This is a genomic window from Solirubrobacter pauli, from assembly GCF_003633755.1.
GTDB lineage: Bacteria > Actinomycetota > Thermoleophilia > Solirubrobacterales > Solirubrobacteraceae > Solirubrobacter > Solirubrobacter pauli.
In genome coordinates this window covers 2,124,076-2,136,570 of sequence record NZ_RBIL01000002.1, presented here as the reverse complement: position 1 = coordinate 2,136,570, position 12,495 = coordinate 2,124,076, and the positions used below count along the sequence as shown (strand labels likewise).

The 12,495-nt window shown below is 69.6% G+C and carries 9 protein-coding genes; 5 read left to right on the top strand and 4 right to left on the bottom strand.

Annotated elements, in window-relative coordinates:
• Positions 1 to 16: 16 nt before the first annotated feature.
• Together C8N24_RS29620 and C8N24_RS29615 are read left to right on the top strand one after the other, a co-directional pair.
• Positions 17 to 1,417 carry an ArnT family glycosyltransferase gene (locus C8N24_RS29620; RefSeq protein WP_121257060.1) on the top strand — a complete coding sequence of 467 codons (1,401 nt, stop codon included), beginning with the start codon at positions 17 to 19 and terminating at the stop codon, positions 1,415 to 1,417.
• On the top strand, positions 1,360 to 2,163 hold the full coding sequence (locus C8N24_RS29615; protein WP_121257058.1) for an LLM class F420-dependent oxidoreductase: 804 nt from the start codon (positions 1,360 to 1,362) through the stop codon (positions 2,161 to 2,163). The genes C8N24_RS29620 and C8N24_RS29615 overlap by 58 nt, the downstream gene beginning before the upstream one ends.
• Here the strand turns inward: C8N24_RS29615 and C8N24_RS29610 are convergent.
• From C8N24_RS29610 to C8N24_RS29595, 4 genes are all read right to left on the bottom strand, one after another.
• Positions 2,160 to 5,321, bottom strand: a complete 3,162-nt coding sequence (locus C8N24_RS29610; RefSeq protein WP_121257056.1) for a M14 family metallopeptidase — start codon at positions 5,319 to 5,321, stop codon at positions 2,160 to 2,162. The two genes, C8N24_RS29615 and C8N24_RS29610, sit on opposite strands and share 4 nt — an antisense overlap.
• Before the next feature lie 218 nt (positions 5,322 to 5,539).
• A complete protein-coding gene (locus tag C8N24_RS29605; RefSeq protein WP_121257054.1) occupies positions 5,540 to 6,832 on the bottom strand; it encodes a lipopolysaccharide biosynthesis protein in 1,293 nt (430 codons plus the stop codon).
• Positions 6,829 to 7,455, bottom strand: coding sequence for a class I SAM-dependent methyltransferase (locus C8N24_RS29600; protein WP_245972014.1), 627 nt, complete (start codon positions 7,453 to 7,455; stop codon positions 6,829 to 6,831). Before C8N24_RS29600 ends, C8N24_RS29605 begins: the two co-directional genes overlap by 4 nt.
• Complete coding sequence (locus C8N24_RS29595; protein ID WP_121257052.1) at positions 7,452 to 8,501, bottom strand: glycosyltransferase family 2 protein; 1,050 nt, start codon at positions 8,499 to 8,501, stop codon at positions 7,452 to 7,454. The genes C8N24_RS29600 and C8N24_RS29595 overlap by 4 nt, the downstream gene beginning before the upstream one ends.
• A gap of 47 nt (positions 8,502 to 8,548) precedes the next feature.
• Between C8N24_RS29595 and C8N24_RS29590 the strand changes: the two genes are divergently transcribed.
• From C8N24_RS29590 to C8N24_RS29580, 3 genes are read left to right on the top strand one after another with little or no spacing between them, the layout of a single operon-like run.
• Entirely contained in the window at positions 8,549 to 10,129 is a 1,581-nt protein-coding gene (locus tag C8N24_RS29590) for a hypothetical protein (RefSeq protein WP_121257050.1), read from the top strand.
• Entirely contained in the window at positions 10,116 to 11,822 is a 1,707-nt protein-coding gene (locus tag C8N24_RS29585) for an ArnT family glycosyltransferase (protein ID WP_121257047.1), read from the top strand. The genes C8N24_RS29590 and C8N24_RS29585 overlap by 14 nt, the downstream gene beginning before the upstream one ends.
• 11 nt (positions 11,823 to 11,833) lie before the next feature.
• Positions 11,834 to 12,478 carry a SanA/YdcF family protein gene (locus C8N24_RS29580; RefSeq protein ID WP_121257045.1) on the top strand — a complete coding sequence of 215 codons (645 nt, stop codon included), beginning with the start codon at positions 11,834 to 11,836 and terminating at the stop codon, positions 12,476 to 12,478.
• Positions 12,479 to 12,495: the final 17 nt, after the last annotated feature.

Here is a 12,495-nt window from a genome sequence, read left to right as displayed (position 1 = left end):
AGCCTCGTCACCTTCCGTGCGCCGTCGCCTCCCGTTCATCCTGCTCGCCGGCGTGCTGTTGCTGTCCTTCGGGCTCAACGCGCGCATGGCGGCGAATCCGCGCAACGACTACCAGTCGGCGGACGAGCGGTCCTACGGCAAGCTGGCGGTCGACATCGCCGACAACCAGCACTACGGCGGGCGCGGGACGAACATGAAGGAGCCGCTGCACTGGCCGCCCGGTGCGCCGGTGGTGTTCGCGGTCGGCTACAAGCTGTTCGGCTCGGACGCGGACCGCAAGGACTACGACATCGCCGCGGTCTACTGGCAGCAGGCGCTGATCACCACGGGCACGACCGCGCTCGCGTTCGCGCTCGCGTTCATCCTCGTCGGGCCGTGGGCGGGGCTGCTGGCCGCCTTGGTCGTCGGGACCTACCCGCCGCTGATCGGCGCGACCGGGGACCAGCTGTCCGAGCCCTTGGGCGCGTTCCTGCTGATCGCCGCGTTCACGGTGCTGGCGCTCGCGGTCAAGCGAAAAGCGACGCTGTGGCTGTTCGCGGCGTCCGGCGCCCTGTTCGGCGCCACGATCCTCACGCGCACCGACCTGCTGCCCGTGCCGTTCCTGATCGCCGGCGCCATGATCGGGTGGGCGCTCGTGCGCCGCCGGGACATCCTCGCCACCTTCTGGCCGTGGGCGCTGATGGCGGTCACGGCCGGCGTCGTGCTGCTGCCGTGGACGATCTACGCCTCCGCCGAGGAGGGCCGGTTCATCCCGGTGACGAAGGGCAGCGCGTCCGCCCTGTTCGTCGGCACGTACCTGCCCGGCGGCGGCACCACGATGGGCATGAAGACGCACATCGAGGACGAGCTGCGCCGGCGCCACCCCGAGTACGGCGGCATGAAGACGTACAAGATCCCGGCCGCCGACGCGCTGGAGATCTTCGCGGAGCGCCACCCCGACCTCACGCGCGACCAGGCGCTGCAGAAGGAAGCGCGCAAGAACCTCATCCACTACTCGACCCACGAGCCGGTCGCGTTCGTGAAGATGCAGTGGTCCAAGGCCAAGCGGATGTGGTTCTTCTACTACCGCGGCGGCGGCGTGCACTACATCTCCACGCCGATGCGGATCTGGCAGGTCGTGCTCGTCCTGCTGTCCGGCCTCGGGCTGCTGGTCGGCTTCATCCGCCGCCGGCACGCGCTGCTCGGCGCGGCGCTGATCACGATCGGCTTCAGCACGCTCATCCACACCATCGTGGTCTCGCAGGCCCGGTACAACGTGCCGCTGATGCCGTTGCTGATCGCGTCCGGCGTGGCGGGCTGGTTCATGGCGCTGCAGCGCCGGCCGGAGGCGGCCGCGGCCGACGCTGCGACCATGCCCCTATGGAACTCGGAAGAATCGGCGTCTGGCGCTCCAAGCGCCACGGCGCCAGCGACCTAGACCAGATCGAGGCGCTGGGCTACGGCGCGTTCTGGATCGGCGGCAGCCCCAGCGTCGAAGAAGCGCGCCCGTTCCTCGAGGCCTCCTCGTCGATCACGGTCGCCACCGGCATCCTGAACATCTGGGAGCACGAGCCCGAGGCCGTCACCGCAGCACAGCGGCAGCTGGCCGCCGACTTCCCGGACCGCTTCCTCCTGGGCATCGGCGTCGGCCATCCGGAGGCCACGAGCGACTACACCCGCCCGCTGAAGGCCATGCGCGAGTTCTTCGACGGCCTGGACGTCCCGAAGGAGCAGCTCGCGGCCGCCGCGCTCGGGCCCAAGATGCTCGACCTCGCCGCCGAGCGCAGCCTCGGCACGCACCCGTACTTCATCACCGTCGACCACACGAAGTTCGCCCGCGAGCGCGTGGGGGAGGGCGTCCTCGTCGCTCCGGAGGTCGGCGTCGTGCTCGAGGAGGACCCGGAGACGGCCCGCAAGCACGCCCGCGAGTTCGCGAAGCTCTACCTCGGGCTCTCGAACTACACGAACAACCTGCTCAAGTTCGGCTTCACGGAGCGCGACATCGCCGACGGCGGGTCGGACCGCCTGATCGACGCCGTGATCCCGCACGGCAGCGCGGAGCAGATCGCCGAGGCGGTCCGCGCCCACCTCGAGGCAGGCGCGGACCACGTGTGCCTCCAGGTCCTCGGTCACGGGCCGCAACCGACCCGTGACTACGAGGCCCTGGCGAAGGCGTTGCTCTAGCGCACGCCCAATCCGCTGAACGCGCGGCGGATCAACGCCGCGCGGTCAGCCGCGTTGGTCATCTGCTCCAGGCCGAAGCCGAGGAGCAGCGTGTCCTGGGTCGAGGTGCCCGCGTAGAACTGCACGGTCTGCGGGCCGATCTCCCAGTTGCCCGGGTTCTCCGGCGAGCCCTCGGGCTGCGGCTGCACGGTCCAGGTGCTCGTGGCGCCCTCGAAGCCGTCCAGCTGGGTCCGCTGGGCGCCGACGACGAGCGCCGTGTCGTCCAGGAACGCGCCGACGAGGCCCGTGGACGGGTCGCCGACGTAGGAGAACGTGATCTCGACCTGCTTGCCCGCGTACGCGGCCAGGTCGAAGGCCACGTCCTGCCAACCACCGCTCGAGCCGGTGAACGCGTTCCACTGGCCGGTCGTGCCCGTGTTCGTGCACGCGGTCGCGCCGAGCGTGAGGTAGTGCTCGAGGAACGGGTGCAGGTCGAGCAGGTAGCCCTGCTCGCACTGCTGGGACGGGTCGTTGGTCGTGCCGCCGTTGAGGTCGGGCAGCGTCGTCCAGTCGTCGCCGCCGGCCGTCCGCGCCTCGACGATGACGTGGTCGAACCCGTCCTCGGTCAGGTAGGACAGCTGCGCGGTGAGCTTCGGCGCGTCGGCGGCCGTCACGGTGCGCAGGTCGAACGTCTTCGTCAGCCGCATGTAGGAGTTGTCCTGGTGCACGGCCGCCGCGTAGTTCGAACCCTCGGGCGGGGTGGTCGGGTCGCCGGTGAAGTCGTACTCCGCGGCACCCTGGCTGGCGAACTGCGGGAACTGCGACACCGGCAGCACGTCGCTGGTCGGCTGGAACACGCCGGCCGAGTCGATCGGGTTGGTCGGCGTGCCGCTCAGCGGCGCCTCGAACCCGGCGATCGGGCTCGCGATCCCCCGGAACAGGTTCGGCCCGGGCAGGCTGATCCGCGAGTACGCGCCCAGCCAGTACTGGCGGAAGTCGTTGGCGAGGATCAGGCAGTCGTCGAACACGCCGTACAGGCCGGTCGTGATCACGCACTCCTCGTCCGGCGCGCCGTTGAGGCCGTAGTACAGGCCTTCGGCGATGCCCTCGAAGATGCCGTAGTCCTGCGCCCACTCACCCGCGTGCAGGAGCTTGCCGCCCGCGTTGAGGTAGTCACGCACCGCGAGCGTCAGGTACTGCTGGCGCTCGGCGACCCCGATGTAGGGCAGCTCCCCGTACCAGACGGGGCCGGTGTCGATGAGGAAGTCCTCCTCGTCCTGGGTGTACTGGTTGTCGCCGACGTACCAGAGGACGCCCTTGTAGTGGCTGAGCACCGCGAGGTCGTGCGGCACGCCCTGCTTGTCGACGTCCCACACGTCCACGCTGTAGCCGGCGGCGCGGGCCGCGTTCACGTGGGCGGCCAGGTAGCGCGGCTGGCCGTTGTAGGGCGCTTCCTCGGGGTTGTAGCCCGTGTAGTCCTCGTTGGCGAGCACGAGCACCTTGGCGCCCGTGTCCGACTTGACGGTGTAGGTGAACGGGGTGCTCTCGACCTCGTCGTCCTTGTACCAGCGCTTGCTCTTCTTCTCGCCGGAGAACCAGACCTTGACGCGGTCGCCGGCGCGCGCGCCCTTGACCTCGCCGCGGAACTCCGCGTAGTAGCGCTTCATCTCGTCGCCGTAGCGCTCACCGCCGCGCCACTCGGAGACGTTGACGGTCTTGGTCTTGCCGTTGTTGATGCGGTAGTTGAGCCGCAGCTTCTTCAGCTCGCGCTTGGCCACGACGGCGACGGTCTGCGGGTCGCCGTAGGAGACGTCGAAGGTGTCCGGGACGAAGTCGGGCGCCTCACGGCCGACGACGGACTCGGGGTCGGCCGGATCATCGGCCGACTCCGCGACCGACAGCGCGAACGGGATGTTGCGCCGGAACTCGGCCTCGACGAGCGCCTCGTCATCCGGGAACTCGAAGTCCGAGCCACAGTCCTCGGCGACCCACTCGTCATCCGGGTTCTCGTTCGCCGCGGACGCGCACGTGCCCATCTCGGGCGTGAAGCCGAACGCGCCGTAGTTCTCCTGCATGTGCGTGTCGGTGTCGCCGTTGGTCGTGTAGAGCTCGGCGGACAGGTCCGGGTCGTAGCCCGGGACGGCCGGATGCGCATCGTCGCCGGCCAGCGTCTCGCCGATGATGTCGTCCGGGGACGGCGTCGCGACCTGCCAGCCCGTGCCGTACAGCAGCAGCTGCGCGGCCGAGTGGTAGTTGACGAAGAACTCGGGCGTGATCCGCCGGACGAGCCCCTCGAGCGCCTTGTTCTCCGGCTCGGACGTCGGCGCGGGACCTCGGAACGTCTCGCTCGTGGGGTCGGGCGAGGAGCCCTCGTTGTCGTAGCCCCACTTGTAGGCGAAGTTGCGGTTGAGGTCCACGCCGTCGCCCGGCTCGGTCGTGCCGTTGCCGTTGTTGTCGCGCAGGTTCTTGCGCCACAGGCGCTGGCCGGGCTGGAACGTGTAGTCGTAGCCGTCCGGGTTGGCGACCGGCACGATCCACAGCTCGCGCGTGTTGATCAGCTCGCGCACCTTGCGGTCCCGCGTGTAGTTCTCGAGCAGGTAGTGCATGAGCCGCCGGTTCATCTCCGGCGTGATCCACTCGCGCGCGTGCTGCGCGCCGATGTAGAGCACCGCCGGCTTGGAGCCGTCGCGCGTGAGCGGCGCGCCGAGCGAGATCTTGATGCCGACGATGTCCTTGCCGCGCCCGGACTTGCCGAGGTTGACGAGCTTGGCGATCGGCCAGTACTTCTTCGCGGCTTTCTCGAAGTCGGCCTTGATCTCGTCGTAGGACTTGAAGACCTCCATGCCGTCGGCCGCCTGGAGCGTCGCCCGCTCGGCCACGGTCTTGCCGTCGATCTCCTTGGCCTCCAGCTCCACGCCCTCCGCCCGGAGCTTGTCCGCCTGCGCCCCGCTGAGGATCACCTCGACGCGCGCGCTGTCCTTGCCGCCCTCCCGGGCTTTGGAGAACTTCAGCTCGTGGCGGTCGACGCCGAGCTTGACCACCTGCGCGATCTGCGCCCGAGACAGATCGCCGACATAGACGTCAAGCGGAGCTGACGCCGCTCCGGCGGACCCGGTGGCGGTCAGCGAGACCGCGAGCCCCGACAGGGTCGCGGCGGCCAAAGCACGTGTACGTAACAACGTCCCTCCCGATGAGACAGTGCTGAGAGGCGGCAAGTCTGTCGCCCAGCCGACACCGTGTCAACGGAGAACCGTCGTGCACCGCTCGGCCAGACGATTCCGGCGCGAAGAAACTTCACGCGCGGTCACAACCCAGCGCGCAGCGGGCTCATAGGCAGTGCGTCACGCCGGGCATGGTCAATGTTTAGGCCGGGCGATCACTCGCCCGCCCCGGCGGCTCAGGCCGCCGGGGGTGACGCACTCGGTCGTCGGTAGACGACGCCGAGGAGGGCACAGAGCAAGCTCGCCGCGCCGAGGTACCCGACCTCGGCGCGCGTGAGCTCGTCGTCGATCACGTCGAGGAGCATCCAGATCACGAAGGCCGCGGCGCTGATGAGCCAGGCGGCGGCGGCCGTGCCGGCGTGGTCGCGGGCGAGCGCGGCCTGGTTGAGCGTGCCGGCGGCGAGGTGGAAGCCCATGCCGATGGCGACCGCGACGAGCCCGAGCCGCGCGAAGTGCTTGTCGTCCTCGAACAGCAGGTCCATAGCGAACGGGCCGACGATCAGCAGGCCGAGCGCGACGGCCAGCGCGAACCCGGCGATGGCGAGGATCGTCTGGCGGATCGCCTTCTCGAACTCGGCGCGGCCCGCCTTCGCCTCGAGCCCGGCGAGGTGGGGGAGCAACGCGCCCTGGATCGCCTGGAAGAGCTGCAGCGGCGCGCGCGTGATCATCAGCGCGTTGAAGACGTAGCCCGCGACGGCGGCGTCCGTCGCGGTCAGGTCGGCCGTGATCACGCCCGCGTTGAGCAGCGTCTGCTCGGAGGCCATGATCACCAGCACGGCGATCGCGAAGCGACCGCCCCGGGCGAGGCCGAGTGCCTCCTCGTCGGTCTCCGTCTTGGACGCCGTCGCCTTCGGACGCCGGGAGAACGCCAGCGGGACCACCACGAGCGAGACGAACGGCGCGGCGGCCATGCCCATCGCCACCACGGACTGGCCTTCGGCGATCCCGATCACCACGGCGACCGCGAACAGCAGCCGCGCGTTGGCCTCGATGAAGACGAGCCCGCCGTAGAACGCGAACCACTGGTGCCCGGCCAGCCAGCCCCGCGCGAAGTAGCTCGCCGCGTAGGCCAGCACCGCGATCACCAGCACCCAGTACAGGGCGCTGGATCCGTCGAACAGGTCGTTCTCGATCGGGTCCTTGAAGATCAGCGCCACGACCAGGAACGTGAGCGCGAACGCCGCCTGGATCGTCATCGGCGTGCGCAGCGGGTGCCCGGTCTCGAACCCGCGGGCGCGGCGGTCGGCGATCGTGCGCGACAGCAGCTGCTCGATCGGCCGGTAGATGACCGAGACGATCACGAACAGCACCGACCACAGCAGCGAGATCGCCTTGTAGTCGACATCGTTCAGCGCGTACGAGGCGACGCTGAAGTACGCGAAGGTGACGAGGCCGGTGCTCGCGATCCCGATCGCGAGGAGCTTGGCTCCGGCGCCGTAGCCGGAGCGCTCCTTGGACGCCGTGCTCACACGCGGACGAGCAGCATCGTCCACGGGAACGGCGAACGCGTCTCCGTGACCGTGCCGACCGCCGAGAGCTGCTCGACGAACGCCTTGCGCGACCAGTGGTTCAGGTGCCCGGGCGTGTTGCCGAGGTCCTTGATGTAAGCGCCACGGGCCATGTTCACGCCGCGCCAGATCGGCTCGCGCGGGACCGACACGAGCAGGTGGCCGCCCTTGGCGACGCGGGCCATCTCGGCGATCGTGTGCGCGGGGTCCGGCACGTGCTCGAGCACCTCGATCGCCGACGCGAGCTCGAACTCGCCGTCCGCGAACGGGAACGTCTCGGCCTTCATGATCTTGTACTCGAGGTTCGGCGCCTGGCGCTTGGCCCACTCCGCCTGGATCGTGGGGTCCTCGAGGTCGATGCCGACGATGCGGCCGTCGCGCAGACGCTGCGCCCACTTGTGCGTCAGCACGCCCTCGCCGCAGCCGACGTCCAGCACGCTGCGCGGCGAGGCCTTCGCCCACAGCTCGTCCAGCGTGCGCTCGAAGCCGGCCATGAGCTTCTTGACGACCGGGTTCGTGGACCCGTACTTGTCGTAGGTGTTGCCGGTGACAGTGCCCTCGGCGTCACGTGTGACGGTGCTCACAGCTTGATGGCCTCTCGCTCTTCGGTCTTGCCTGCGTTCGCGCCGGTCGTCGGCGGCTGGCCCGTCGGCCCGGTGCCGCCCGGCTCGTAGTGCGACGGCGGCACGTTGGCCTGCAGCTCGAGGCGCCGGACGCGCTCGAAGGTGCGCTGCAGCATGATCCGCTGGCCGCTCAGGAGGTCGCCGATGATGCCCAGCGCGGCCAGCACGACCGCGGCGTTGAAGAGCACGGCGCCCAGGATCAGCGACTGGACGTGGCCGGCGCCTTCGCCCTGGATGTAGGACACGAGGAAGCGCGTCCATACCGCGGCGGCGACGAGGCCGAGGACCGCGGCGAGCGTCATGAAGACCTTCAGCGGCTCGTACATCGAGTAGATCCGGAAGATCGACACCGTGTTGCGGCGCACGTACTGCCACATCGACTTGAACAGGCGCGACTCGCGCGTCTTCTCGTTCGTGCCGATCGGGACGTGGTCGACCGCGACGGTCATCTTGCCCGCCTGGATGATCGTCTCCAGCGTGTACGTGTACTTGGAGACGACCTGCAGCTGGAGCGCGGCCTCGCGGTTGTAGGCGCGGAAGCCCGACGTGGTGTCGGGCACCGTCGTCTCCGACGCTTGGCGCACGACCCACGAGCCGAGCCGCTGCAGCGACTTCTTCAGCGGCGAGAAGTGCTCGATCGTCATCACCTGGCGGTCGCCGACGACCATGTCGGCGTTGCCGTCCACGATCGGCTTGACGAGCGCGGGGATGAACGAGGCGTCGTACTGGTTGTCGGCGTCCGTGTTGACGACGACGTCCGCGCCGAGCTTCAGGCAGGCGTCCAGGCCCGCCTGGAAGCCGTTCGCGAGGCCCTTGTTGTTCGTCAGCTTGACGATGTGGTCGACGCCGTTCGCACGTGCGACCTCCACGGTGCGGTCGGTCGACCCGTCGTCGATGACGAGCCATTCGACGCTGTCGAACCCGTCCACCGCACGCGGCAGATCAGCGAGGGTTCCGGGCAGCGTCTCCTCTTCGTTGAGGCAAGGGATCTGGATGATCAGCTTCATCGGTTCGAACGAAGACGGTACCGCGCGCGTCAGACTGAGTGGCTCGCATGGAGGGCACCACGCTCACCCGGCAGGAGCCGGGCACCGATTCCGCACGGCCCGAGACCAGTGTCTGGGAACGTGGCGACCGCGTCGCCAAGATCGCTTTCGCACTGCTGTGCGTCGCGACCCTCGTCGGGTTCTTCGTGTTCCCGACCTACCCGGTCTACGACTCGTACTACTCGTTGCTCTGGGGGCGGGACCTCTGGCACGGCGACGGGCTCGTCTTCGACGGCTTCCGCTACCCGACCGAGCACCCGCTGACGATCGCCGCCGGCTTCGTCCTGCAGTTCTTCGGCGGCTGGGCCGACCGGCTCTGGGTCGCGGTGATCCTGGGCTCGTTCCTGGTGCTCGTCGCGGGCATCTACCGGCTGGGCAAGATCGCCGCCACGCCGCTCGTCGGCGCGGTCGCGGCCCTGCTGCTGCTGACCCGCTTCGACTACCCGTTCCTCGCCGCCCGCGGCTATCTCGACATCCCCTACATGGCGCTCGTCGTGTGGGCGGCGATCCTCGAGTGGCAGCGCCCGCGGCGAGGGATCTCGGTGCTGATCCTGCTGTCGCTGGCGGGCATGTTGCGCCCGGAGGCGTGGTTCCTGGCGGCGATGTACTGGTGCTGGGTCGTGTGGAAGGCGAGCTGGCGTGACCGGCTGATCTACACGGCGCTCGCGGCGTCCGGCCCGCTGGTCTGGTTCGCCGTCGACTACCTGGTCACCGGCGACCCGCTGTTCTCCTTGCACTACACATCCGCGTCGGCCGAGGACCTCGGGCGTCAGCGGCCCCTGAGCGAGCTGCCGGCGGCGATCCCGACGTTCTTCCAGAACCTCGTGAAGCTGCCGGTGTTCGTCGCCGCGGGCGTCGGGCTGGTGTTAGGAGTTGTGATCTCGCCCCGGCGGATGGTCATGCCGGTGGTCGTCCTGGCGTCCGGGCTGGTCACGTTCATCGCCATCGGCGTGGCCGGTGCGTCCGTGATCGAGCGCTACCTGGCGGTGCCCGCCCTGGCGCTGATGGTGCTCGCGGCGGTGGCGATCGGCGGCTGGACGATGCTGCTGCCCGGCTGGGTGCGCACCGTCTGGATGGTCGGCGCGATCGCGATCGTCGTCTTCGGCGTCGCCTTCACCGCGACGCGGCTCAACCTCGCCCGCTTCGACAACGAGCTGCGCTTCCGCGGCCAGGCGCACGACGACCTGACGACCGTCCTGAGCGACCCGAAGGTCAAGGCCGGGTTCGCGTGCGGGCCCCTAACAGGCCCTAATCACAAGATCGTCCCGGACGCTCGTTGGATCGCCGGCCTGAGCGACGGTCGCGTGCTCGCGCGCGAGTGGATCGACCGGATCGAGCGCCAGCAACGCGACGCCGACGCGGGCAAGATCAACCGCAAGGGCGAGAAGATCAAGCCGCCCGAGCCCGAGGACCTCGCGGCCGCCCGCGCGAGCCACGAGGGCGGCGTGGCGATCGTCGTCACCTCGCGCTTCGCGATCTTCAAGCACGCCTGGTCCGACAGCGCCGACAACCCGCTCATCCAGGTGCCTCCGCCCGGCTTCCAGCGCGTGAAGACGTCGCGCTTCTACGCCGCGTATGTCCGCTGTTAGGAGGTACGCCTGGCCGGGCGCCCTGGCCGGCCTCTTCGTCGTTGCGCTGATCCTGCGGCTCGTCGGCCACAAGACCGGGCTGCCGTACGTCTACAACGCCGACGAGAACGCCCACTTCGTGCCGCGGGCGATCGGCATGTTCGGGCACGGCTGGAACCCGGACTACTTCATCAACCCGCCCGCGTTCACGTACGTCCTGCACGTGCTGTTCGCGCTCAAGTGGGGGACGGACCCGGCGGAGGTCGGCGGCGCGTTCGCGGCCGACCCGACGGACGCCTTCGCGCTCGCGCGCGCCGCGTCCGCGTTCCTGGGCGCGGTCGCCGTGCCGCTGACCGCGATCGCCGCCGCGCGGCTGTTCGAGGACAAGCGGATCGGCTTGATCGCGGGCGCCTTGCTGGCGGTTGCGTTCCTGCCGGTCCACTACAGCCACTTCGCGCTCAACGACGCGCCGACGATGGCGCCGCTCGCGCTGGCGCTGATCGGCGTGGCCGGCATCTACCGGACCGGTCGCACGCGGGAGTACGTGCTCGCCGGCGCCGGCCTCGGCCTGGCGATCGCGACCAAGTACCAGGCGGGGATCGTCGTGGTGACGATCGTCGCGGCGGCGTTCGCGACGCCGGTCGTCCACAACCGGCTGAAGGGGCTCGCGTTCGCGTTCGCGCCGATGCTGCTCGCGTTCCTGATCGCGAACCCGTACGCGCTGCTGGACCGCCACCAGTTCGTCGAGGACCTGCGCAAGCAGACGAGCACCGCGGCCGGCTCGGAGGGCGGCGGCAAGCTCGGCCTCGCGAACTCGAGCGGCTTCGTCTACTACCTGAAGACGTTCACGTGGGGCTTCGGCTGGGTGCCGACGCTGCTCGCGCTGGGCGGGATGGGCGCGTTGATCGCGCGGCACCGCCGGCTCGCGCTCGTGCTCGCGCCCGCGCCGATCCTGCTGTTCCTGTACTTCGGCAACAACTCGCGCTTCTTCGCGCGCTGGATGCTGCCGATGTACCCGATCCTGGCGATGCTCGCGGCCTACGCGATCGTGACCGTCGCGACGCGCTTCAAGCCGCGCGTGCTGATCCCCGCGCTGGCCGCGCTCGCGCTGCTCCAGCCGCTGGTCTTCAGCGTCCACAACGACGTCGTGCTCGCCCGCGAGGACACGCGGATGGTCGCGCGCCAGTGGATGCAGCAGCACATCGAGATCGGCACCAAGATCGTGATGGAGCCGATCGCGCCCGACCAGTGGGCGCAGGACGCCGGCCGGCCGCTGTTCGGCGAGCCGCCGTTCGGCACGGGCTCCGGCAACCGCTGGAACAAGTTCGCGACGTCGCGCTCGTGCTTCTTCGACGGCAAGCTGCGCGAGGGCGGCGGCGAGTGCCCGGTGGTCAAGCTCGAGGACTACGAGCGGACGCTGCGGCCCGAGATCATCCGGTCGTACGTGGACGGCGAGTTCTGCTGGCTGGTGAGCGGCTCCACCCAGTCGGGCCGCGCGTTCGCGGACCCGGAGGAGGCGCCGTGGGCGCTCGACTACTACAAGGCGTTGCGTGACCCCAAGATCGCGACCGAGGTGTTCCACGTCAGCCCGTACGGGGACCGCGGGAAGGTGCCGTTCTCGTTCGACTACTCGTTCAACTACTACCCGCTCGCCTACGACCGCCCGGGGCCCGAGATCACGATCTATCGCTTGCACGGTGGCAAGTGCGCGTAGGCTTCAAACCGATGAGGCGTCTTGTCGCCATCGCCGTGGCCGGGGTCGTCCTGGTGCTGGGCCTGCCCAACCTGATCGTCGGGCTGGGCGGGCGTGGGGTGGAGACCACGCCGCGCGCGGTGCCCCACGCGCAGGCGGCGCTGGTGCTCGGCGCGCAGGTCATGCCCAACGGCGCGCCGTCGAGCATGCTGTCGGACCGGATCACGGCCGCCGCCGAGCTCTACAAGGCGGGGCGCGTCGACAAGCTGTTGCTGTCCGGTGACCACGGCCGCAAGCGGTACGACGAGGTCGGCACCATGCGGGACATCCTCCTGAAGCAGGGCATCCCGGCCGAGGACATCTTCACCGACCACGCGGGCTTCGACACCTGGGACTCCGCGCAGCGCGCGCGGCGCGTCTTCGACGCGCGGTCGGTGGTGGTCGTCACCCAGCGCTTCCACATGGCCCGGGCGCTCTACGACGCGCGCAAGGCGGGGTTGGACGCGACGGGGTACGTCGCGGACAAGCGTGACTACGGGCGCGTCATGCCCCGCCTGCGTGTGCGCGAGGCGGCGGCGCGCGTGAAGACGGTCGGCGACGTCGTCACCGGCGCCGATCCGCACTTCCTCGGTCCCGTCATCCCCATCACGGGTGACGGCCGTCTTTCCTGGGATTGATTCGCGAGTCAATATCG